Origin of the sequence: Pedobacter sp. GR22-6 (genome assembly GCF_037402555.1) — a bacterium.
In the GTDB taxonomy this organism is placed as follows: domain Bacteria; phylum Bacteroidota; class Bacteroidia; order Sphingobacteriales; family Sphingobacteriaceae; genus Pedobacter.
This window is the reverse complement of the sequence record NZ_JBBEUC010000003.1, coordinates 360,966-384,676: the sequence shown is the minus strand read 5'-3', so window position 1 is coordinate 384,676 and position 23,711 is coordinate 360,966. Positions and strand designations below refer to the sequence as shown.

Below are 23,711 nucleotides of genomic sequence, written 5' to 3'. Positions count from 1 at the left end.
TTAAAATTAGGGCAAAGGTACTTTTTTTAAAAAATAATTTGCAATTCTAATTACCACGCGTATATTTGCACTCCCTAACAGCAAGGGATCTTTTGAGAAAGCGAAAAATGGGAAATTAGCTCAGCTGGTTCAGAGCACCTCGTTTACACCGAGGGGGTCGGGGGTTCGAACCCCTCATTTCCCACCACAAACAGCGGCTTAGCTGTTTTAAAATAAAAAAAGCCAATCCTTAGGGAAATTAGCTCAGCTGGTTCAGAGCACCTCGTTTACACCGAGGGGGTCGGGGGTTCGAACCCCTCATTTCCCACCAAAGCCTTTCAGAAATGAGAGGCTTCGTTTTATTGAGGGAGTTTAGCTCAGCTGGTTTAGAGCACTACCTCGACAAGGTAGGGGTCACTGGTTCGAACCCAGTAATTCCCACGAAATACCATCCTTATCCGGTGGTATTTTTTTTTGCGATAAATTTAAGACAGTACCTCTTCCAATACCTGGTGCGACCTTACCTCCCCAAAAGAAGCGGTATGCAGTTCATAATACCTCAATATCTTTTCCAAAATGAGTCGCCTCACCTTATTCTCCATTTTGATGGAAGACAATTGATCCAGCGGCTGTTCGAATAAAGAAATAAAAAGCGCAGCTTCCTGCTTCTCTAAAAAATCAGGGTGTACAGGGATCCGGGATTTGAACTCCCCTTCCTGGAGATCGAAATAACTCTGATCACTCTTTGTTTGTGTGCTGGGCGCAAAGCCCAGGAACCGCGAAAGCTTCAATAAAAAAGACAGGTGAAAATTGACATTCATCGCGCTGCTTTCGTCCAGCCAGCAGACTGCATTGAAAATAAATCCAAACAGATGTTCGTCGGTCGTTTGCTGACGGATGCTTTTGTACAGCACTTCATTCAGGAAAATAACCATGGTACTCTTTACAATATCATAAGGGATCGTACTGAATATGGGTGTGGGACGAAGCTCTGAGATGCGCTGTATAGTGGTGTTCGTTTTATGGTAAACGACCATTTCTACCAGGTGCAGCGGCTGCAGCATGTTCATTCTGATCTTTGCCCTTGGTTTCTTTACCCCATTGATCATATAAGACTGAATACCGAATTTTTCTGTAAAAATCTGCACCACCACACTACTTTCGCTATATAAGGTAGTTTTTAAAACAATGCCCCGGGTTTTATGCAACATGATCAGCAGAATTTTGGGAGGAAGATGATCAGACCAACGACAACGGCGGTCAGGGCCGCGACCAGCACAGCGGCTGCAGAAACATCCTTCACGATCTTTGCCTTTTCATTGTAGGATGGGGAGACCAGATCTACAAGTACCTCTATTGCTGTATTGAACAGTTCGGCCACGATAACCATTCCCGAAACGCCTGCGATCCACAACCATTCCTGCAGCGTAAGGTCCAGGTACCATCCCAGTGTGGTCACCAGTACCAGCGCCAGGCAATGGATCTTAAAATTCAGTTGCGTACCGAAGGCATAAGCACTGCCCGAAAAAGCATAACCAAAACTCTTTATCAATCTTCGCATATCAATTCAGCATCGTAATTATGCAAAATACGACTATATTTAGTTGAATTTATAAGGCTTTATTATTTTCCTGACATTTACAATGAGCAACTCCATTTCAGCAGATACGAACAACTACAAACCCGTCAGCTTTTCGCAAACCGTGCTTACAGAACTGATGATCCCATCCTATTCCAACTTTGGCGGCAAGATCCATGGCGGGATATTACTTTCACTGATGGATAAAGTAGCCTACGTATGTGCAGCGAAACATGCCGGCAACTATTGTGTGACTGCTTCGATAGATGCAGTAGATTTTATGGAACCGGTAGAAGTAGGCGAATTGGTCTCCCTGATGGCTTCCATCAACTATGTAGGCAAGACCTCCCTGGTGGTGGGTATCCGCGTGATTTCAGAAAATGTAAAGACGAACAAGGTGAAGCATACCAATACCAGTTACTTTACTATGGTGGCGAAGGATGAGGATAACCGTCCGGCCCAGGTACCCGGACTCATTCTTGAAGGCAATGAACAGATCAGGCGTTTTATAGAAGCCAAGTCCCGCAAAGAAATCAAGGCCAATTACAAACGCCAAATAGAAGAGATCAGCGTACCGCTGAACAACGAACTTTGCCGGCAGGAACTTTCCGGAGAGCGTTGCATCATATCTGCATGAGTTCCAAATAAAAGTTCTAAATTTGTTAGAATTTCTATTTCATATTTTTAATAGTAAACAACAAAACGATTTATGATTATTAGTCCTAGAACACGTGGTTTTATCTGCCTGACCTCACATCCTGAAGGCTGTGCGCAAAATGTGCTGAAACAAATCAACTACGTAAAATCCCAGGGATTGACAGATGGCCCGAAAAAAGTATTGGTAATTGGTGCATCTACAGGATTTGGGTTAGCTTCAAGAATAACCGCAGCATTTGGATCAAATGCTTCAACCATAGGTGTGTATTTTGAAAAACCTTCTGCTCCGGGCAAACCGGCTTCACCAGGATGGTACAATACTGCCGCTTTCGAGAATTTTGCAAACGAGGCAGGATTGTATGCAAAGAGTATTAACGGCGATGCTTTCTCCAATGAGATCAAGCAGAAAACCATTGACCTGATCAAGGCTGACCTTGGACAGATAGACCTGGTGGTTTACAGTCTGGCTTCTCCGAAAAGGGTGCACCCTACTACCGGACAGGTTTTCAATTCCGTGCTGAAACCAATTGAAGGAACATTCAGCGACAAAACCGTCGATTTCCACACAGGCATCGTTTCAACAGTATCTATTGAACCAGCCAACGAAGAAGAAATTGCCAATACCATACAGGTAATGGGTGGCGAAGACTGGGAAATGTGGATCACTGCATTAAAAGAGCAAAATCTCCTGGCCGAGGGCGCAACAACAGTTGCTTATTCTTATATCGGCCCTGAACTGACGGAACCCGTATACCGCAAAGGTACCATTGGCCGCGCTAAAGATCACCTGGAAGCGACTGCATTTACCATTGCAGATCAGTTGAAAGACATCAATGGAAGGGCTTATGTTTCTGTAAACAAAGCATTGGTGACGCAGGCGAGCTCAGCGATCCCGGTAATCCCATTGTACATCTCTTTATTGTACAAGGTCATGAAAGCCAAAGGCATCCATGAAGGTTGCATCGAACAGATCAGCCGCTTGTTTAAAGACAACTTATATGCTGCTGAAGGTGTAAAAACCGACGAAAAAGGCAGATTAAGGGTTGACGACTGGGAGATGAGAGAAGATGTCCAAAATGAAGTTACTGCATTGTGGGCAGAAGCGACAACGGAAACGTTGCCTGCAATCGGAGATTTGGCCGGTTATAAAACGGACTTCTTTAACTTATTTGGTTTCGAAGTACCTGGTGTAGATTACACAGCTGATGTAAACGAAGAAGTAGAAGTTCCGGGACTACAATCCTAAATTTGCTATAAGGTTAACGAAAGGGGCTGGCATTGTTAAAATGCCGGCCCTTTTTATTTTCAGTGGACCGGAACGAGTTTACAAATCCTGAATTTTCTACGCATCAATAATGATCTGTATCATGGAAATACAAAATCCTGATCACAATGTCTCTATAATTCAATTTTTACATTAGCAGTTGCTAAATCGAGTTATTTATCTGTTTATTTGCATATATTTCAACACACACAAATTAAAATTCATGATTCTGCTACTCAGCATTCTAAACGCATTGTTTTGCATTTCGTTCGTCGTATTCGCGTATTTGAACCTCAATGACATCGATCCCTGGTTATGGGTTCCGATCTACATGGTAGCCGCCATTTGTTGCGGTTTTGCCATTTTTAACCAATTTTATCCGAATATCTATCTGGGAGCCATATCTTTCTATCTGATTTACGCAGTCATTTTGTTTTTTTCAAAAGATGGCGTACGGGACTGGATCACCAAATACAGAAGACCAAGCCTGGTGGAAAGCATGCAAGCGACTAAACCTTACATCGAAAAAACCAGGGAGTTTTTCGGACTGTTGATCATCAGTGCCGCACTTGCCATTAATTATTTTGTGGCCATCAATTTATAATACCATGCTTTTAATAGATACAGAGGGCATAAAAAGCCTGAATACCTTGTTTCTAAAGATCATCAAGCGCAGCTTAACTGAGGATGCGCTGTCCTGGTTGGAAGCCAAGGTGGCGCTGATACAAACCGAAGAAAAAACGGTTCAGCTTAACATGAGTTTTGCGCATTTGCCGAGGTTTGCATCCAAAGCACTGGTTGACCTCGAAGCTGGAGAGGCCGACGAAATTGGACGTCTGCTTCCAGGCTTCAAAATTAACGATTGGAGCCATGACAGGCTCTGCCGTGTATGGCTGCTGATGCAGGTCCCTGCGCAGGACCAGTCTGCTTACTTTAACAAGATCAATGGATTGTTTACAGCAGCAGAGATGAATGAGCAGGTTGCGCTCTACAGTGCACTACCCTTATTTCAGCATCCTGAATTGTGGATCAGCCGCTGCGAAGAAGGAATCCGGAGCAATATTGGCACTGTGCTGGAAGCCATCATGTACCATAACCCCTACCCTGCAGCTTACTTACCAGAGCCTTCCTTCAACCAGCTGGTACTAAAAGCTTTCTTTACAGAAAAGGATGTCAAACTGATCGTAGGATTACAGGAAAGGCTGAACAAATCCCTGTCGGACACGCTTGAAGATTATGTACAGGAACGCCTGGCTGCCCATCGCACGGTGCTTCCTGAAATCTACCAACTCATCGAACAAACAAAAGAAAAAATATAACATTGAATTATGTGCTGTAACGAGAATTTCCGGGAACGGAACGAAGGAGAAAAGATTCAGACCATTCTTGATTTGAATGACATCAGCGGGATGAAGTTTTTTGACCCGCATGTACACATGACCTCACGCACGACCGATGACTACCAGGCCATGGCTGATGCCGGTATTGTAGCGTTGATAGAGCCGGCATTCTGGCTTGGACAACCGCGTACCGGTGCAGATAGTTTCAGGGATTATTACAGCAGCCTGATCGGCTGGGAAAGGTTCCGTTCATCGCAGTTCGGGATCAAGCATTATTGCACCATCGGGCTCAATTCCCGGGAAGCCAATAACGAAAAGCTAGCCGAGCAGGTGATGGAGATCCTGCCGCAGTTCATCTTTAAAGAAGGTGTGGTGGGAATCGGAGAAATCGGATTTGATGACCAGACCGCAGCGGAAGACAAATATTACCGCCTTCAGTTGGACCTGGCCTTAGAAGCAGGCCTGCCTGTGCAAGTACACACACCGCACCGCGATAAAAAGAAAGGTACACAGCGCAGCATGGACATCGCCATTGAACATGGACTTGCACCGCATATGGTCATCATAGACCATAATAATGAAGAAACGGTAAAAGAGGTGCTCGACAGGGGCTTTTATGCCGCATTTACCATCTATCCCTTTACCAAAATGGGCAATGAGCGCATGGTGGAGGTAGTGAAACAATATGGTACAGAGCGGATCATGATCAATTCAGCGGCCGACTGGGGCATCAGCGATCCTTTGGCTATTCCAAAAACTGCGGCTTTGATGAAACAATCGGGAATCAGCTTACAAGACATTGAGCTCGTCACCTATCGCAATGCCATTACCGCCTTTGGCCAGAGCGGACAGATCAACGAGAACGATTTTGTAACTGTAAAAAACATTGACCAGAGTCAGAAATTTGCGAGCAATTCGATCCTGCGCGGTGGGCAACAACCAAGAATAGACAAAAATTCCATCATCATTTCCTAAAGGCGTGAATAAACTAATCGGATACCTGAGGCTGATGAGGCCGGCCAATGTAGTGACGGCCGTGGCAGATGTATTGGCCGGAATGGCAATTGCCGGCTATTTTTTCGACCCAAAATATTATTTTTCAGCATCGGAGCATATGCAAGTTCAGGGAAATTTTCTGCTCCCTGTAATGCTATTGGTGATCTCTACCATAGGTTTGTATAGTGGCGGCATCATCCTGAATGATGTCTTTGACGCGGAACTGGATGCGAAAGAAAGGCCAGAGCGGCCAATTCCAAGTGGGTTGATTTCAAAAAAGGCTGCCACTATTTTCGGTGGGATCTTTTTCTTTATCGGCATTTTTGCTGCGGGATTATACAGCAAAGAATCCCAGTACCTGGCGGCGAGCATTATGATCTGCTGCCTGGTCTACGACAAGATGCTGAAACACCATGCGGTCTTTGGTCCATTAAATATGGGACTGTGCCGCGGACTGAACCTCCTGCTCGGGGTGAGCATCCTCAATTCAGAATTGCTGAACTGGTGGTTTTTGGCATTGGTCCCAATCATTTATATAGCCTCGATCACGATGATCAGCAGAGGAGAAGTTCACGGAGGAAGTAAGAAGATGCTTTATTTTGGCGGTCTGCTGTACCTGATTGTCATCGCTTCTATCGTCGCTTTAGCCATATACAAGGGCAATATCATAACCTCACTGATTTTCCTGCTCGCTTTTGCCTTCATGATTTTCAGGCCACTTTGGAAAGCGATCCAAAACCCCGTAGGGCCCAATATTGGCAAGGCAGTCAAGGGCGGTGTCATCGCTTTGATCCTGATGAATGCTGCCTGGGCAAGTGCCTTCGGCATCTGGCACGTTGCCATCTTTATTGTTATTTTATTACCTGTTTCTATATTGCTGAGCAAGGCCTTTGCCGTGACTTAGCGGAACATTTTATATTATGAGTCATTTAGAACAATCGTTTAGTGTAAAATTTGAGTACAAGATTTTCTTTACCTCATCGCTATTCGACCCAAGAAATACCAGGCTTGCTGATTTCTTTAAAAAGCAAGCTGCAGTTTCCTTACGTAAAATATACTTCGTGATCGACCAGGGTGTTGCCGATGCGCATCCTGAACTGACCACAAACATCAAAAGATATTTTGAGCAGCACAGGGAAATGCAACTGATCCAGGATATCCTGATCGTACCCGGTGGTGAGCGTGCCAAAAATGAACCTGAGCTGTTCGATCAGATTGTGGAGGCAGTCAACCAATACGGCATCGACAGGCATTCCTATATCGCTGCCATTGGTGGTGGTGCTGTGCTCGACCTGGTTGGCTATGCTGCGGCAGTTTCGCACCGGGGGATCAAGCACATCAGGATCCCGACGACCGTACTTTCACAGAATGACTCTGGCATTGGTGTAAAGAACGGCATCAATTATAAGGGCAAGAAAAACTTCCTGGGCACTTTTGCCCCACCAAACGGAGTCTTTAATGACGATACTTTTCTTTCTACCCTGAGCGACCGCGATTATCGCGCAGGAATCTCCGAAGCCATTAAAGTTGCGCTGATCAAGGATCCTGAATTCTTTTACTGGATAGCAACACAGACTGGGGCACTTGTAAAAAGAGATCCGGAAACCATGAACTACCTGATCAAACGCTGCGCGGAACTGCACCTGAACCACATCGGTGGGGATGACCCTTTTGAAAGCGGATCGGCCCGTCCCCTGGATTTTGGCCACTGGGCTGCGCATAAACTGGAACAGCTCAGCAATTTTGAAGTGCTCCATGGAGAAGCTGTGGCGATGGGTATTGCATTGGACAGCACCTATTCTTTCCTGAAAGGCATGCTTGCGGAAACTGACCTCCAGCGTATCCTGAAAGTACTGATCGAATTGGGCTACGACATCTCCAATCCACACATCCAGATCAAAGATCTGCAGTCGCCAATATTATTGGGGCTAAGCGAGTTTCAGGAACACCTCGGTGGCTTATTGAGCATTACCCTGCTCAAAGAAATTGGAAGTGGCGAAGAAGTCCATGAAATGGATCAGTCCTTACTCATTGAGGCCAGCACTTACGTGTACGATGCCACGCAGGCAGGAGCAGGAAACATTCATCAACATTAAGAAAAAAACAGAAATGGAAGTCAATACCGGACATCTGACCTATTGCACCAATATACACCCGGGCAAAAACTGGAAAGAAGATTTTGAGGCACTAAAACTGAATTTCCCCCTCATCAAACAACATGTATCCCCCGGACAAGCGATGGGACTTGGGCTAAGGTTATCAAACGCTTCAAGCCTCGAACTGGAAGACGAAAATTCCCTGGTGCTGTTCCAACAATGGCTTAAGGAAAATGATGCTTATGTCTTCACGATGAACGGTTTCCCTTATGGCGAATTTCACAGAACGGTAGTAAAAGAAGATGTACATACTCCGGATTGGACGACAGAAGACCGGAAAAATTATACACTCAGAATTTTCAGGATCCTCCAGCAACTACTCCCTGAAGGGATGGACGGAGGGATCTCGACTTCTCCCCTGAGCTACAGGCATTGGTTTAAAACTGCGGAAGAACTGGAAGCCGCCACCCATAAAGCAACACTGCATGTGATCGATGTCATCAAATTCCTGGTACAGGTTTTTAAAGAAACTGGAGTGATCATGCACCTTGATATAGAGCCGGAACCAGATGGGATTCTCGAAACCGGAACTGAATTCATCGCTTGGTTTGAAGACAGCTTGCTCCCATTGGGGATCCCGGCGATTGCCGATGCCTTCCAGGTTTCTGCAACAGAAGCCAAAGATCTGCTGCAGCAGCACCTTTGTTTGTGCTATGACGTATGCCACTTTGCCATCGGTTATGAAGACCATGCGGCAGTATTGGAAGAGCTGGAGGCAAAGGGCATCAAAGTCGGTAAAATTCAGATCAGCGCTGCATTGAAGGCAAACATGGACACTGGTACTCAGGAAAAAGCCCATATCAAAACTGCTTTTGAGCAGTTCAATGAGCCAACTTACCTGCACCAGGTGGTCGCCAGGAAAAAAGACCAGGCGCTGTTGCGGTATACCGATCTTCCTGAGGCCTTACAGGATGTTGAAAACCAAGACGTAGCAGAATGGCGCGCGCATTTTCACGTACCCATTTCCATACAGGAAATTGGTCTACTTGCCTCTACACAAAGTGATATCGTAACCCTACTCGCGCTGCAGAAGGCAAAGCCTTTTACCCATCACCTGGAAGTAGAAACCTACACCTGGGAAGTTTTACCGGAACAATTGAAATTACCGATAGCCCAGTCCATCAGCAAGGAACTGAACTGGGTCATCCAAACACTAGCCTAGTGAACAGCATGAAAAAAACAGTAGTCATAGACGTTGTGGGATTATCTTCCAACCTCATCGGGAAACATACCCCATTTCTTGAAAAATATATTAAAGAAAAGAACCTGTCGACGATAGCTCCTATGCTACCTGCGGTCACTACAGCTGTACAATCTACCTACCTGACCGGAAAATGGCCCTCGGAGCATGGCATTGTGGGCAATGGCTGGTACGACCATACAGATGCGGAAATCAAATTCTGGAAACAGTCTAACAAGCTGGTACTTGCAGATAAGATCTGGGACAAAGCCAAAAAAGAAAACCCAGCTTTCAGCTGCTCCAATATGTTCTGGTGGTACAACATGTATTCCAATGCCGACTATTCAGCCACACCAAGACCAAACTACCTGGCCGATGGCAGAAAAATGCCCGATTGTTATTCAGAGCCTGCGGAGCTCCGGGATGTATTACAGGATAAACTGGGCACATTTCCCTTATTTCAGTTTTGGGGACCTGGCGCAAATATCAAATCCAGCCGGTGGATCGCTGACGCCACAATGGTTACAGACGGGCTTTACGATCCGACCCTTACGCTGGTCTACCTGCCCCATCTGGATTATTGCCTGCAAAAATTCGGGCATGACTTTTCAAAGATTGGTAAAGAGCTGGAGGAAATCGATGTGGTGCTGAAAGACCTGGTTACCTACTATGAAGAAAAAGGCGCCAACATCATTATCCTTTCTGAGTATGGCATAGCACCGGTAAGTAAACCTGTACACCTCAACCGCATTTTCAGGGAAAATGGTTTGCTGCAGATCCGTGTGGAGAGAGGCCTGGAACTCCTGGATGCGGGAGCTTCGAAAGCTTTCGTGGTGGCCGATCATCAGATTGCACATGTATATATCAATGACCCTTCCGTAAGAGATCAGGTACGAAAAATATTAAAAGATACACCCGGCATTGAATTGGTACTGGATGAAGAAGGGAAAAAAGAACAGCATATTGACCATTCCAGGGCAGGTGATTTTGTAGTCACGGCAGCGGAAGGAAGCTGGTTCACTTATTATTTTTGGCTGGATGATGCCAAGGCACCCGACTATGCGAGATGTGTGGACATTCACAAAAAACCAGGCTACGATCCGGTGGAAATGTTCATGTCCTCGAAACCAAGGGCAGCTTACAAACTGCTTAGGAAAAAGGCCGGTTTCCGCTATGTAATGGATGTGATCCCGCTGGATGCAACCTTAATAAAAGGTTCCCATGGCGCAACAAATGCAGGACCGGAATTTCATCCGGTGCTGATTACCGATGGCAGGCTGAATACGAAAAACCTACAGGCCAATGAGGTATTTAACTTAATATGGAACGCTTTGAATAGTTAGTTTATCTCTCTACATTTGGTTCACACACAATGAACCAATATGGACTCCAGAAGAGATTTTATCAAAAAAGCAGCACTACTATCAGGAGCTGCAGCATTCCCTAATGTTATCCCTATGTCTATTCAACAGGCTATGGCCATTGAAGCTGCACCAGGGACGACCTTTAAGGATGCGGAACATATTGTGTTCCTGATGCAGGAAAACCGCTCATTTGACCATATGTTCGGCAAACTTAAAGGTGTACGGGGCTTCAATGACCCAAGAGCCTTTACACTTCCTGATCAAAATAAAGTTTGGCTCCAAAAAGATACGAAAGGCAACACTTATGCACCTTTTCATGTAGACATCAATAAGACCAAGATCACCTGGCAGGGCGGCCTGCCCCACTCCTGGTCGGACCAGGTGGCTGCGCGCAACAACGGCAAATACGACCAGTGGGTTCCTGTAAAATCCCTGATGTGCATGGGCTACTACGACCGTTCTGATGTTCCCTTTTACTACGCACTGGCCGATGCATTTACCATCTGTGACCATCATTTCTGCTCCTCACTCACGGGAACCACACCGAACAGGCTCTTCTTCTGGACAGGCAATATCCGCCCTGAACTCAATGGGACATCTGTAGCAGCAGTAAACAATTCGCAGGCGGAATCCAGGGAAAACACTTATGTAGACTGGCAGACCTTCCCTGAGCTATTGGAAGATAATGGGATCGACTGGAAAATTTACCAAAATGAGATCTGGACTGCCGATATTCAGGGTGATGAAGTGGACGACTGGCTGGGCAACTATGGTGACAATGCCATTGAATATGTGAAACGCTACAACGTCCGGCTATCTGCCTATTTCAGAAAGAACGGCGATCTGCATGGAAAAACAAAACTCAGTGCCGCTGAAGTAAGGGCAAAATATGACCAACTCAGCGAACGCGAAAAGAACCTGATAGACAAGGCCTTCGCAACTAATATAGCGGCGCCTTTCAATTACCTGGAGTTGGCCCCTTTTGATTTTACAGACGACCAGGGATTAGCACAAAGCGTGAAAATCCCTAAAAATGACATCTTCTACCAGTTTCGTAAAGATGTGGACAATGGAACACTGCCTACTGTTTCCTGGCTTGTAGCTCCTCAACGGTTTTCAGACCATACCAGTTCGCCGCTTTATGGCACCTGGTATGTATCAGAAGCACTGGAAATCCTCACAAAAAATCCGGAAACCTGGAAGAAAACGATCTTTATACTGACCTATGATGAGAATGATGGCTACTTTGACCACATTCCACCCTATGTAGTTCCCCGTCCCGGAGATCCGGGAGCAGGCAAGGTTTCGGAAAACATCGATGTCGCGGCAGATTATGAACTCAAAAAAGACAGTCCTATCGGATTGGGCTACCGGGTTCCCATGATCATCGCCTCTCCATGGAGCAAGGGTGGTTTCGTCAATTCCCAGGTTTTTGACCATACTTCATCACTCCTGTTCCTGGAAAACTTTCTGAGTCAAAAAACCGGTAAGCAGATTCGGAGCAGTCAGATCAGCAGCTGGCGCAGATCAATCTGTGGCGATTTAAGTTCGGCATTCCGACCAGCAGCAGCAGTCCCCAATACCAAACCTGCACTGCTGGAAAAAGAAGCTACGATCATCGGCATACAAAATGCGCGTAATAAGCCTGCACAGTTGAAACCAGCAGCACTTCAAGCCGCTGACATTGCCAAGATCAATCAACATCATCCATTTTCAGCCCAGGCATCCCCTTTTGCCGCCCTTCAGGAAAAGGGTACGAGCAGGGCCTGCGCCTTGCCCTATCAACTATTTGCCGAAGCAGGCCTGGGGACAGACCGCAACACCATCCAGGTGGAACTGGCTTCAGGTAAATCGGCACTATCAAAATCTTTAACAGCTACAGGAGCACCTTTCAATATGTACACCAAATCCATTTTTTCAGGTCAGCCTGGTAAAACATGGGCCTATGCGGTTGCCAAGGAAGACCGGATCACCGATGTGCTCAAACTCGATGACTTCGAACAGGGCCGCTACAATTTGTGCATCACTGGCCCAAATGGATTTTACAGGGAGTTCAATGGATATCGGGAAGAACCAATGCTTGAGGTCCGCTGCATGTACGAACAAAGGGGACTGCTCCAGAAAAAATCCAGTGGGAATATCGTGCTGGCATTGAGGAATTCCGGAAAGGAAGCACTCCAGATTTCTGTAATAGATAATGCTTATCACAGCAGTCCGCAAAAGATCAGCTTGAAACCAGGTGCCAGTACAAGTCTATTGATTTCGCTTGAAAAGAGTTTTGGCTGGTATGACTTCAGCGTTACCGTTTATGGAACCGAAATGTACAGCAGGCAGTATGCCGGGCATGTAGAAAATGGACGGGATTCTGTGACAGATCCTTACATGGGCGGGATACTATAGACTTATCGTACCGGAGGCTCTTCAACAGACATCTGTTCCTGTTTTTCAGGATCCAGTTCCACCTGTCCTTCTTTGTCTTTTTTTGAAAACAATATAGGGTAAAGGAACATGAGGGCTCCGCTCATAAAAAGGATGCCGGCGGCAGAAAGCACATAATTTGCAGCCTCGACCTTATGTTCCAGCATTATTTTGTAGGCGATAAGTGCCAGGATACCTAGTATAGAGGCTATAACTGCTTTCTGAAGTTTTAAAATCCTGATCATCATCTTTAAATTATGGTAGATGATCAACAAAAATCAAACCAGTAAATTTTATAGGGAGGACTGGTAATTTTTTGGATAAATTAAAATCCGCTTATCCTAATGTTACGTATATGTAAGCTGTAACGCTAAATATAATGCCTTATGGATGATGCATCTATACTCAATGAGCTAAGAAGTCTGGTTCTCTCAAAGACATGTATTCAGTCGGTCACGCCAGCTGATTGCAAAAAAATAGCAGTCGAGATCAGCCAGACATTGCACAGAACGCTAAGTGAAACCACCATCAAACGTATTTTTGGTTTTGCGCATTCTCAACACAATTTTTCAAAATTCACTCTGGCCGCACTCGCAGAATATGTGGACATGCATCCTGGGCATACGGTGTATGATGGCTGGCAGGACATTGATTCCAAAGCATCCTTTATTACTACAAATACAATTAACGGCATAAAAAGCCGGTCTGAACTCCCTTTCAAGATGACCATCAGCAGGGACTTCGCTGCATCAGACCTGCAGCAATTCCAGCAGAGTGAATGCAGCTTTACCGCCTTCATTTCACCACCGGCATATGGCAGAAGTATTTTGATGAGCCATCTTGCAGAGCAAATCCGCAACCAGCAGCTAGCTGGCTACCATAACACTACTTTATTGTTCATAACTGCAAGGGACCTGTTTGAAAAGACTGAACAGACCATAGTGTTCGAAGAACGAGTGAAAACGCTGCTGGGCATTCATCCCAACGAGAGCCTGATTCAGTACGCAGACCTGAATTATGAACAATCCGGAAAAAGCCTTACAATTTTCATTGACGGCTTTTGTGAGCTGGAACTCAAGAGCAGGTTCCGCGAACAATTAATTGAAAGCATCTTTGGCTTCGTACACGATCTTGGAGATCGCAAAAGTATTAGAATGGTCATGAGCATGCGCTCCCACACCTGGAAGAGGTATGCAAAAGTAATCAGTCAATCTACACTGCTGACGCAAAAATGGTTTTGCGGAACTCACTATAATCCCGATACATATGCTAACGTACCCTGTCTCGATGATCAGGAAATCGAAAATATCTTCCTGGGGATTGAGGATGCGCAACCCCTAAACAAAGCATTACGTCAGGAATTTAGATTTCCTTTAAATATAAGCCTCTATCATCAAATCCTGGAGGAAAAGTCTTACCTGAGCGAGCCGCCGGAGATCACCGCAGCGGAACTCACAGCCCAGTATGTAAGGAACAAGATCTACCGTTCAAATTATTACACGGAAAAGATTCACTTTTTAAGAAAAATCATTCACCTGACTAATTTCGGAAAAAAAGGTCCTTGTGCGCCGAAGGAAATGCTCATCACTGATCTTTCTGCTTTTAGAAATGCTTATCTGGAACTCTTATCTGATGGAATTTTATCAGAAGATATATGTGAGTCCTGCGCATCGGCAAAACAGACTGTTTGCTTTTCGCATGCGAAGGTTTTTGATTATTTTCTACAGATAGAATTATTAATATCCAATGAAAAGGGCTTAACCTCTCCTATCGATAAATAGATAAAACCAAATCCATTTATTTTACGTTTATCTCATTGACAGTTACAATAAAACGTAATTGAATTGTGAGATGGATTCATCATCAGAGAAGAAAGCTGAAAAATTAGCCATTTTTGTAGGGAGTTGGCAAGTTACAGGTCGGGATTATACCACAAGCCAGGAAGGATCAGAAATTTCCGGGGAGGAAGTCTATGAATGGCTGCCAGGCTCGCCTTTATTGGTTAATAATTGGTGCAGATACGTCGGCGAGGCTCGCCGCAGTGGTATGGGATTGATAGGGATTGACTTCTCACACCATGCCTTTTCTTCACAAAACATTGAAAACGTAGCCTATACCCGGACTTACAAAATTGAGCCCAATCCCGATAACTGGGTAATTTTGGGAGATACCGAACGTGCATTCATTGAATTTAATGAAAATGGGACTCAGTTCATTCAGAAATGGGAATGCACATCCGACGGCCTGAACTGGACTACTATGTGGCAGCTTGAGGGTACCAAGGTAAAATCTGTTTAATGTTATCCACCACAACACTTCAATTTATCATTCTAATCTCTTAACTTTGCATCCTTAATTTTTGGAGATACTTGATTGATGTATAGGGAATTTAAACAGTTAGAACTAGCTAAAATAGGGAAAGAAATACTTGAGTTTTGGAAGTCGGAGAACATCTTTGAAAAAAGCATTTCTACACGCTCAAAGTCAAACCCTTTTACTTTTTACGAGGGACCGCCTTCTGCAAACGGAATGCCTGGCATCCACCACGTGATGGCCAGGGCGATCAAAGATATTTTTTGCCGCTACAAAACAATTAAAGGCTTTCAGGTTAAAAGAAAAGCTGGCTGGGATACCCACGGCCTTCCCGTAGAACTGGGTACAGAGAAAGAACTGGGCATCACAAAGGAAGACATTGGTAAAACCATTTCTATTGAAGAGTATAACGAGGCTTGTAAAAAGACCGTGATGCGCTATACTGATGTCTGGAATAACCTGACAGAAAAAATGGGTTATTGGGTAGATATGGAAGATCCATACATTACCTATAAATCCAAATACATGGAATCGGTATGGTGGCTGCTCAAACAAATCTATGATAAAGACCTGCTGTACAAAGGCTATACCATACAACCTTATTCCCCAAAAGCCGGAACAGGATTGAGTTCACATGAAGTGAACCAGCCTGGTGCTTATCGGGATGTCACGGATACCACGATTGTAGCACAGTTTAAATCACTGCCAGAAACATTACCTGCATTTTTACAAGGCTTTGGAGAAATTCACATACTGGCATGGACGACCACACCCTGGACGCTGCCTTCCAATACGGCGCTGACTGTAGGACCAAAGATCGAGTATGTATTGGTTCGTACTTTCAACCAGTACACATTCCTGCCGGTAAATGTAGTTTTAGCTAAAAACCTGGTAGGCAAACAATTCAACAAGATCTACTTTGAAAGCACAGCTGCTGAAGATTTTGAAAATTTCAAAGCAGGTGATAAAAAAATTCCTTATCAGATCCTAACGGAATGCAATGGTGCAGACCTGGTTGGCATCAGGTACGAACAGCTCCTGGACTATGTATTACCCTATCAAAACCCAGAAAATGCGTTTAGGGTGATCTCAGGAGATTTCGTCACTACGGAGGACGGTACAGGTATCGTACATACTGCCCCTACTTTTGGTGCAGACGATGCCAGGGTGGCCAGGGAAGCCAGGCCGGAAGTTCCCCCTATGCTCGTGCTGGATGAAAACGGCACGCCGGTACCTTTGGTAGATATGCAAGGAAAATTTACCTTCCATGTGGGTGATCTTGCAGGAAAGTATGTCAAAAATGAATATTACGAAGCAACTGAAGCACCGGAGAAATCCGTCGATGTAGAAATTGCAATCCGCCTTAAAGAAGAAAATAAGGCCTTTAAAGTGGAAAAATATGTGCACAGCTACCCGCATAGCTGGAGAACAGATGAGCCGCTATTGTACTATCCGCTGGACTCCTGGTTCATTAAAGTTACAGACGTAAAAGACCGGATGTTTGAGTTGAACGAAACCATCAACTGGAAGCCAAAGGCAACAGGGGAAGGCCGTTTCGGAAACTGGTTGAAAAATGCAAACGACTGGAATTTATCCCGTTCACGCTATTGGGGCATTCCCCTTCCAATCTGGAGGACAGAAGATAAAAAAGAAGAACTGATCATTGGCTCTGTTGAAGAACTTTATAACGGTATCGAAAAAGCCATCACGGCAGGTTTCATGACCGAAAATCCTTTCAAAGGTTTTGAAATAGGCAACATGAGTGAGGAGAATTATGACCTCGTTGACCTTCATAAGAATGTAGTGGATGAGATCATACTGGTTTCAGCTACAGGCAAAGCAATGAAACGCGAAAGCGACCTTATTGACGTTTGGTTTGATTCCGGTGCCATGCCCTATGCACAATGGCACTATCCTTTTGAAAACAAGGATAAGATTGATGAGAACCAGGATTTCCCGGCCGACTTTATCGCAGAAGGCGTAGACCAGACTCGTGGCTGGTTCTATACCTTACACGCCATTGGCACATTGGTATTCGATAAGATCGCTTACAAGAATGTCGTATCCAATGGTCTGGTACTGGATAAAAACGGACAGAAAATGTCTAAACGCCTCGGCAATGCCACTGATCCTTTCAAAACGCTGGAGGAATACGGAGCAGATGCTACGCGCTGGTACATGATCTCCAACGCCAATCCATGGGACAACCTGAAATTCGACATTGAGGGAATCGCTGAAGTGCGCCGCAAGTTCTTTGGGACTTTGTACAATACCTATGCTTTCTTTGCCCTATATGCCAATATCGATAAATTTGAGATTGATCACAATAACCAGACACCGCTTTCTGAACGCAGTGAACTGGACAGGTGGATCCTCTCACTTTTACAAAACCTGATTGCTGAAGTAGACGAAAGCTACGCGGCATACGAACCAACGAAAGCTGCAAGGTCTATCCAATCTTTTGTAGATGAACACCTGAGCAATTGGTACATCCGTCTTTCGCGCCGCCGCTTTTGGAAGGGTGAAATGACTGCTGACAAAAAAGCAGCTTATGAGACATTGTATACCTGTCTGACCAGCTTGTCGCAATTGATGTCGCCGATCGCACCTTTCTTTGCAGACTGGTTGTTCCGCAACCTGACTGCCGGCGATACAAATAATGAACACCAATCGGTACACCTTACCATACTTCCTGATGCAGATAAGAGCATGATGGATCCGGAGCTGAATGAGCGGATGAAACTTGCACAGGATATTTCTTCGATGGTGCTTTCACTGCGTAAGAAAACAAGCATCAATGTGCGCCAGCCCCTGGCCAAAATCCTGATTCCCGTACTGGACAGCAAATTTGCAGCAAAAGTAGAATTGGTAAAAGAACTGATCCTTTCGGAAACCAACATTAAGGACATCGAATACATTACCGATACTGCAGGTTTTATTACCAAGAAAATAAAGCCGAATTTCAAAGCCCTGGGACAAAAAGCAGGAAAAGATATGAAATCGGTTGCACAGGCAATTGCTGAATTCGGCCAGGATGAGATTGCTCAACTCGAGGCCGAGGGACAGATTGCAATATTGGAAGGGAAATACGAAATCCAGTTGAGTGATGTAGAGATCATGGCAGAAGACATACCAGGCTGGCAGGTAACCAATATGGGCAACCTTACCGTAGCACTCGATGTAACGATTACCGATGAGCTCAAACAGGAAGGTTTATCCAGAGAGCTGATCAACAGGATCCAGAACTTAAGAAAAGAGCTGAACTTCGAAGTAACAGACAGGATTGCGGTAACTTTACAAAACCATAACCTCATTGCCGGTGCCCTGGCACAAAACAAAACATACATTTGCTCGGAAATTTTAGCAGATGATATTCAGTTAACCGAAACTTTAGACACAGGAAACAAAATAGTAATCGATGATGTTGAACTACAAATTTTGATTGCACAACAATAATTATTATGGAAAAAGAAAAAACAAGGTACTCTGACAGCGAGCTTCAGGAATTTAAAGAATTGATCCAGGAAAAACTAAGAATGGCAAGAGAAGAGTTTCTTGATTTGACCAGTTCGTTAAGCAGTCCAAATTCAAATGGCACAGAAGATACTTCCGGCGCCTACAAAACTTTGGAAGACGGCTCAGCTACAATGGAAAAAGAACAACTGAACCAATTGGCTGCACGTCAAAAGAAATTTATAGATAACCTGGAAGCAGCATTGGTTAGGATTGAGAACAAAACTTATGGGATTTGCCGGGAAACGGGCAAACTGATTCAAAAAGAGCGTTTACGTGCGGTACCGCATGCAACATTGAGCATGGAGGCTAAACTGAAGCAGTCGTAATGAAAGGCTATACTAAACCTTTATTGATCATCTTCCTGGTATTGCTGGCTGACCAGGTACTGAAGACCTGGATCAAAACAAATATGTTCCTGGGACAGGAGTTCAAGATCATCGGCAATTGGTTCATTATCCATTTTACAGAAAATAATGGGATGGCCTTTGGACTGGAATTTGGCGGTGAATTCGGCAAACTGGCACTCTCATTATTCAGGATTGCTGCAGTAGGTGGTATAGGTTATGGTCTGCATTACCTGATCAAGCATAAATATCACCGTGGATTGATCCTGAACGTTGCGCTGATCTTCGCCGGGGCTCTGGGAAATATCATTGACTCGGTGTTGTATGGGGTAATTTACGGATATGCCGGCTTATTTCATGGCAGGGTTGTAGACATGTTTTATTTCCCTATCCTGCAGGGCAATTTCCCTGCATGGCTGCCTGTATGGGGCGGAGAAGATTTTATTTTCTTCAGACCGGTATTCAATATTGCTGATGCAGCCATTTCTGTTGGCGTAGTGATCATTTTACTCTTCCAGAAAACTTACTTTAAAGAAGAAGTCAAAGAAGAAATAGGCCCTAATAATGAGATCGTTGAAGATTAATTTATACTATCATTGTGGAATTGGTACGATAATTACATCTATCTATCAAATACACAATGAAAAATAGAATTATGAAAAAGTTATTAACTCTTGCCTTTCTAGCCCTAATGAGTGTTAGTGCGATGGCTCAACAAGTGGACCTGAGAAAAAAGATCAGTGTAAGTGGTTCTGCTGAAACTGAAGTTACACCTGATATCATCTACCTCAGTATCTCTTTAAAGGAATATTTTAAAGACAACAACAGCAAGAAAAAAGTAGACATTACTACGCTTGAAAATCAGTTGTATAATGCAGTTCAAAAAGCTGGTCTGGATAAAGAAAATCTAACGATCAATAATCTTTCAAGCTATAACTGGGCTACAGAAAAAAAGAAAAACCCTGATTTTTTGGCCAGCAAACAATACCGTTTGAAAGTAGCTGACCTGAATAAATGGAATGCAATCCTTGCTGAGATCGATGCGAAAGGAATTGCATCTACCAACATCGAAAGTTACGACTACTCCAAGATTGAGGGATTGAAGAAAGAACTTAAGGTTAAAGCACTTCTTGCTGCAAGAGAAAAAGCGACTTACCTGGTTCAGGCTTTAGGCGATAAATTGGGTAGTGCAATTGATATTCAGGAAGTGAACAACGAATCTTATCCACAACCAATGTACCGTGCAAATGTGATGATGATGAAAGCGGAAAGTGCGGACATGGCAGGCAATGCAGCAGAGATCGACTTCAAGAAGATAAAGCTGAACTACATTATGAATGTAGTATTTGAGATCAAGGGATCATAAATTATGACCAGAACTCTATACAGTTCTTAAAAACACAGTCTTTTTAACTATAGAAAACCTACCAAAATGATCTTTGGTAGGTTTTTTGTTATTTATCGGATGTTAAACTTAAAGATAAAAGAATATGAAAAAAGTAATTTACTCTTTGGTGCTAATTTTCACATTAGCCATCAGTGCAAACACAGTTAACGCCGCAGACAGAAAAGAAAAAGTTAAAACTGAAATGACTGCTGAGCAGAAAATTCAGCTGAAGAGGATTACCGACCGTGTAGAAGAAATCAAATCAATGGATAAGTCTGATTTATCCAAAGATGAAAAGAAAGCTTTACGTAAAGAGTTGAAAGAACTGAAGCGCGAAGCAAATGCAATGGGTGGAGGTGTTTACCTTTCTGTAGGTGCTATCATCATCATCATTTTGCTATTGATCTTGATTTTATAAAATTGCCCCTATTACTTATTAATCCCTTAAATAAAAAAAGCTTCCGGTTGGAAGCTTTTTTTATTTATTGACAGATGACTAATCTATATATTCAAAGCCAGTGTAAGGAACCAGTGCCTCCGGAACCTTAATTCCCTGCGCTGTCTGGTTATTTTCCAGGATCGCGGCTACAATACGTGGCAAGGCCAAAGCACTTCCGTTCAAAGTATGCGCCAATTGAGTCTTACCGGATGCCCCCTTAAACCTCAATTTCAACCTGTTGCTCTGGTAGGTTTCAAAATTAGATACTGAAGATACTTCCAGCCAACGTTGTTGGGCTGCGCTCCAGACCTCCATATCGTAGGTCATGGCAGCAGCAAAACCCATGTCGCCGCCACAAAGGCGCAGGACGCGGTAATGCAAACCCAGTTTTTGAAGCAGGGACTGAACGTAATTACTCATGCCCTCCAGTGCTTCATAAGATTGATCCGGGTGTACCACCTGTACAATCTCTACTTTATCAAATTGATGCAAACGGTTCAGTCCGCGTACATGCGCGCCATATGAACCCGCTTCTCTGCGGAAACATGGCGTGTATGCTGTGTTTTTTATCGGAAAATCTTCTTCTTTCAAAATGACGTCACGGTACAGATTGGTAACCGGCACTTCTGCGGTTGGGATCAGGAAAAGGTTATCGACAGTAGAATGGTACATCTGTCCTTCCTTATCCGGCAACTGACCTGTTCCAAATGCAGAAGCTTCATTGACCATATGAGGAACCTGCATTTCTTTATAACCTTGTTCTGTTGCATTATCCAAAAAGAAATTGATCAGGGCCCTTTGCAAACGCGCTCCTTTTCCTTTATATACCGGAAAACCAGCACCAGTAATCTTGGTTCCCAGTTCAAAATCTATAATGTCATATTTAGCGGTAAGCTCCCAGTGTGGCAAAGCATTTTCAGGCAGTTCAGCAATCGTCCCATGCTCATATACCGTTTCATTCTCCTCCGGGGTATTGCCTGTTTTTACCAGGTGATGAGGTAGGTTAGGTAACTGAACAATATGGTTATGTAATTGCAGCTCCAGATCTGCCAACTGCTCTGATAACTTTTTGTGATGGTCCTTATTGGCTGTAGTTTCCGTTTTCAGGACTTCGGCCTCTTCCTTCTTCCCATTGCGCATCAACTCCCCAATTTGCTTGGCAGCAGCATTTGCAATTGCAGAAAGGTTATCCAGCGAAGTTTGAACTTGCCTGCGCTCTTCATCAATCTGGATAATCTCATCAACCAATTCAGGTTGCTTAAAATTACGGACACTCAGTCGTTCTAAAACTTTCTCTCTATTTTCGCGGATATAGTTAACTTGCAGCATTATTTTATATTTTAAACAAAGATAATAAGAGTTATGAGTTTTGCCGGCAAATTATTTCTTGTACCCACCCCGATTGGCAATCTTGAAGATATGACCTTCAGGGCCATCCGGATCCTAAAGGAGGCAGATATCATTCTTGCTGAGGATACCCGTACCAGCGCTCCGCTGTTGAAGCATTTCGGCATCGATAAAAAAGCATACTCACACCACCAGCACAATGAACATCAGGCTACTGCTGAAATCATCCGGTTTTTAAGAGAAGGAAAAAATGTAGCCCTGATCTCTGATGCAGGTACACCCGCCATATCTGATCCGGGATTTTTCCTGGTCAGGGAAACGATCAAGCAGGAGCTGGAGGTGGAATGCCTTCCCGGAGCAACGGCCTTTGTACCGGCGTTGGTCAACTCGGGTCTTCCTTCAGACGCTTTTGTCTTCGAAGGCTTCCTGCCGGTAAAAAAGGGCCGGCAGACACGTATGAAAAAACTGGCGGAGGAAGAGCGGACCATTATACTCTATGAAAGTCCACACCGCCTGCTCAAAACCCTCGAGGAATTTATGCTGTACATGGGCACCACCCGGCAAGCTTCCGTGAGCAGGGAACTTACCAAGCTTTATGAGGAGACCGTACGTGGCTCGCTTTCAGAAATTAAATCACATTTTGAAAACAATATATTAAAGGGAGAATTTGTAATTTGTATTGCCGGAAAAGAGGAAGTCCTGAAAAAAAAGAACAAATACGCTCCGGCAGAAGAAGAATAGCACTTTTGAAAAACAGTTTAACAAGAAAACATGATATTAATAGATAGATTTTTAAGTGACGAGCAGGATCCAAAGGCAGTAGAAAAGGTATTGGGGAAACTCAATGACATGTTAACGGCCAACGAAGAATTGATTTATTTGGCGGTGCAAAAAAAACCTGCGGTAAACCTTCTGCCAGATTGCATCGCTGTGAGCAACAAGCGCATCTTCTATTGTGAGCCTGGTAATTTTGGCATTACGATGAACTTTAAGGACATATCCTGGAAAAGCATTAAAGAGGTATCTTTCAAGGAAGAGATCTTTGGTTCCAAATTCATTTGCGTACCACTGCAGGGCGAAAACATCGTAACTGAGTACATCCCGAAAGTACAAGCCCGCAAACTCTACCAGGCTGCTTATGAGCAACTGGAAAACTTCAAAGAGCAGCTTAGAAAAGCTGAACTTGAAGACAAGCGTACTGCTCCTTCCCCGGTTACAGTGAATGCAAATCCACCTGAACCGAAAGAAGAAGTTCCTGCTTTCTCTGCTCCTGTCAGCATCCCTGCCCCGGTCAACATTCCTGCCCCTGTAGAAGAACCGGAAGATGAAACCACACTAAAACTCAGGAAGCTGAAAAGCCTCTACGACAAACACCTGATCACCCAGGAGGAGTATGAAGCAAAAAAAGCGGATATACTCGACAGCTTATAGC

23 protein-coding genes and 3 tRNA genes are annotated in these 23,711 nt (G+C 44.3%); 22 read left to right on the top strand and 4 right to left on the bottom strand.

What is annotated here, in order from left to right:
- Positions 1-109 precede the first annotated feature (109 nt).
- The 3 genes from WAE59_RS15540 (at position 110) to WAE59_RS15530 (ending at position 420) form a co-directional block, all read left to right on the top strand.
- A tRNA-Val gene (locus WAE59_RS15540) sits at positions 110-187 on the top strand.
- A gap of 45 nt (positions 188-232) precedes the next feature.
- A tRNA-Val gene (locus tag WAE59_RS15535) sits at positions 233-310 on the top strand.
- Between the two features lie 35 nt (positions 311-345).
- Positions 346-420: transfer RNA gene (locus WAE59_RS15530), tRNA-Val, on the top strand.
- A 44-nt stretch (positions 421-464) separates the two neighbouring features.
- Here the strand turns inward: WAE59_RS15530 and recO are convergent.
- Both recO and WAE59_RS15520 read right to left on the bottom strand, forming a co-directional pair.
- A complete protein-coding gene (gene recO, locus WAE59_RS15525; protein ID WP_337856898.1) occupies positions 465-1,190 on the bottom strand; it encodes a DNA repair protein RecO in 726 nt (241 codons plus the stop codon).
- Positions 1,191-1,192: 2 nt separating this feature from the next.
- Entirely contained in the window at positions 1,193-1,540 is a 348-nt protein-coding gene (locus WAE59_RS15520; RefSeq protein ID WP_337856897.1) for a diacylglycerol kinase family protein, read from the bottom strand.
- An 82-nt stretch (positions 1,541-1,622) separates the two neighbouring features.
- On the opposite strand from WAE59_RS15520, the gene WAE59_RS15515 reads away from it, so the two are divergent.
- From WAE59_RS15515 to WAE59_RS15470, 10 genes are all read left to right on the top strand, one after another.
- Positions 1,623-2,195, top strand: coding sequence for an acyl-CoA thioesterase (locus tag WAE59_RS15515; RefSeq protein ID WP_337856896.1), 573 nt, complete (start codon positions 1,623-1,625; stop codon positions 2,193-2,195).
- A gap of 72 nt (positions 2,196-2,267) precedes the next feature.
- The gene (fabV, locus tag WAE59_RS15510; protein ID WP_337856895.1) at positions 2,268-3,461 is read left to right on the top strand and encodes an enoyl-ACP reductase FabV; all 1,194 of its coding nucleotides are present in this window, start codon (positions 2,268-2,270) and stop codon (positions 3,459-3,461) included.
- Positions 3,462-3,702: 241 nt separating this feature from the next.
- On the top strand, positions 3,703-4,083 hold the full coding sequence (locus WAE59_RS15505) for a transmembrane 220 family protein (RefSeq protein WP_337856894.1): 381 nt from the start codon (positions 3,703-3,705) through the stop codon (positions 4,081-4,083).
- Between the two features lie 4 nt (positions 4,084-4,087).
- Positions 4,088-4,798 carry an EboA domain-containing protein gene (locus WAE59_RS15500; RefSeq protein ID WP_337856893.1) on the top strand — a complete coding sequence of 237 codons (711 nt, stop codon included), beginning with the start codon at positions 4,088-4,090 and terminating at the stop codon, positions 4,796-4,798.
- A gap of 9 nt (positions 4,799-4,807) precedes the next feature.
- Complete coding sequence (locus WAE59_RS15495) at positions 4,808-5,794, top strand: TatD family hydrolase (protein ID WP_337856892.1); 987 nt, start codon at positions 4,808-4,810, stop codon at positions 5,792-5,794.
- Positions 5,795-5,798: 4 nt separating this feature from the next.
- Positions 5,799-6,719, top strand: coding sequence for a UbiA-like protein EboC (gene eboC, locus WAE59_RS15490; protein WP_337856891.1), 921 nt, complete (start codon positions 5,799-5,801; stop codon positions 6,717-6,719).
- 16 nt (positions 6,720-6,735) lie between these two features.
- Positions 6,736-7,911 carry a 3-dehydroquinate synthase gene (locus tag WAE59_RS15485; RefSeq protein WP_337856890.1) on the top strand — a complete coding sequence of 392 codons (1,176 nt, stop codon included), beginning with the start codon at positions 6,736-6,738 and terminating at the stop codon, positions 7,909-7,911.
- Positions 7,808-9,133 carry a metabolite traffic protein EboE gene (eboE, locus tag WAE59_RS15480; protein ID WP_337856889.1) on the top strand — a complete coding sequence of 442 codons (1,326 nt, stop codon included), beginning with the start codon at positions 7,808-7,810 and terminating at the stop codon, positions 9,131-9,133. The genes WAE59_RS15485 and eboE overlap by 104 nt, the downstream gene beginning before the upstream one ends.
- 8 nt (positions 9,134-9,141) lie before the next feature.
- Complete coding sequence (locus WAE59_RS15475) at positions 9,142-10,494, top strand: alkaline phosphatase family protein (RefSeq protein WP_337856888.1); 1,353 nt, start codon at positions 9,142-9,144, stop codon at positions 10,492-10,494.
- Positions 10,495-10,533: 39 nt separating this feature from the next.
- A complete protein-coding gene (locus tag WAE59_RS15470; RefSeq protein ID WP_337856887.1) occupies positions 10,534-12,915 on the top strand; it encodes a phosphocholine-specific phospholipase C in 2,382 nt (793 codons plus the stop codon).
- Between the two features lie 2 nt (positions 12,916-12,917).
- Here the strand turns inward: WAE59_RS15470 and WAE59_RS15465 are convergent, their stop codons facing one another.
- Positions 12,918-13,181: an isoleucyl-tRNA synthetase gene (locus WAE59_RS15465; protein WP_337856886.1), complete on the bottom strand. Its 264-nt coding sequence runs from the start codon at positions 13,179-13,181 to the stop codon at positions 12,918-12,920.
- Positions 13,182-13,319: 138 nt separating this feature from the next.
- On the opposite strand from WAE59_RS15465, the gene WAE59_RS15460 reads away from it, so the two are divergent.
- The 7 genes from WAE59_RS15460 (at position 13,320) to WAE59_RS15430 (ending at position 20,911) form a co-directional block, all read left to right on the top strand.
- Positions 13,320-14,714, top strand: coding sequence for a hypothetical protein (locus tag WAE59_RS15460; protein ID WP_337856885.1), 1,395 nt, complete (start codon positions 13,320-13,322; stop codon positions 14,712-14,714).
- Positions 14,715-14,784: 70 nt separating this feature from the next.
- Positions 14,785-15,231, top strand: a complete 447-nt coding sequence (locus WAE59_RS15455; protein ID WP_337856884.1) for a hypothetical protein — start codon at positions 14,785-14,787, stop codon at positions 15,229-15,231.
- 78 nt (positions 15,232-15,309) lie between these two features.
- On the top strand, positions 15,310-18,702 hold the full coding sequence (ileS, locus tag WAE59_RS15450; protein WP_337856883.1) for an isoleucine--tRNA ligase: 3,393 nt from the start codon (positions 15,310-15,312) through the stop codon (positions 18,700-18,702).
- A gap of 5 nt (positions 18,703-18,707) precedes the next feature.
- Positions 18,708-19,088 (top strand): TraR/DksA family transcriptional regulator, encoded by a 381-nt coding sequence (locus WAE59_RS15445; protein ID WP_337856882.1) that lies wholly within the window; start codon positions 18,708-18,710, stop codon positions 19,086-19,088.
- Positions 19,088-19,690 (top strand): lipoprotein signal peptidase, encoded by a 603-nt coding sequence (locus WAE59_RS15440; RefSeq protein WP_337856881.1) that lies wholly within the window; start codon positions 19,088-19,090, stop codon positions 19,688-19,690. Before WAE59_RS15445 ends, WAE59_RS15440 begins: the two co-directional genes overlap by 1 nt.
- 71 nt (positions 19,691-19,761) lie before the next feature.
- Positions 19,762-20,472, top strand: a complete 711-nt coding sequence (locus WAE59_RS15435) for an SIMPL domain-containing protein (protein ID WP_337856880.1) — start codon at positions 19,762-19,764, stop codon at positions 20,470-20,472.
- Between the two features lie 124 nt (positions 20,473-20,596).
- Positions 20,597-20,911, top strand: a complete 315-nt coding sequence (locus WAE59_RS15430; RefSeq protein WP_337856879.1) for a hypothetical protein — start codon at positions 20,597-20,599, stop codon at positions 20,909-20,911.
- A 78-nt stretch (positions 20,912-20,989) separates the two neighbouring features.
- On the opposite strand, the gene serS is transcribed toward WAE59_RS15430, so the two are convergent.
- Complete coding sequence (serS, locus tag WAE59_RS15425; RefSeq protein WP_337856878.1) at positions 20,990-22,261, bottom strand: serine--tRNA ligase; 1,272 nt, start codon at positions 22,259-22,261, stop codon at positions 20,990-20,992.
- 33 nt (positions 22,262-22,294) lie between these two features.
- Here serS and rsmI point away from each other — a divergent pair, with 33 nt between their 5' ends.
- Positions 22,295-23,020 (top strand): 16S rRNA (cytidine(1402)-2'-O)-methyltransferase, encoded by a 726-nt coding sequence (gene rsmI / locus WAE59_RS15420; RefSeq protein WP_337856877.1) that lies wholly within the window; start codon positions 22,295-22,297, stop codon positions 23,018-23,020.
- A 30-nt stretch (positions 23,021-23,050) separates the two neighbouring features.
- Positions 23,051-23,710: a PH domain-containing protein gene (locus WAE59_RS15415; protein WP_337856876.1), complete on the top strand. Its 660-nt coding sequence runs from the start codon at positions 23,051-23,053 to the stop codon at positions 23,708-23,710.
- Position 23,711 lies beyond the last annotated feature (1 nt).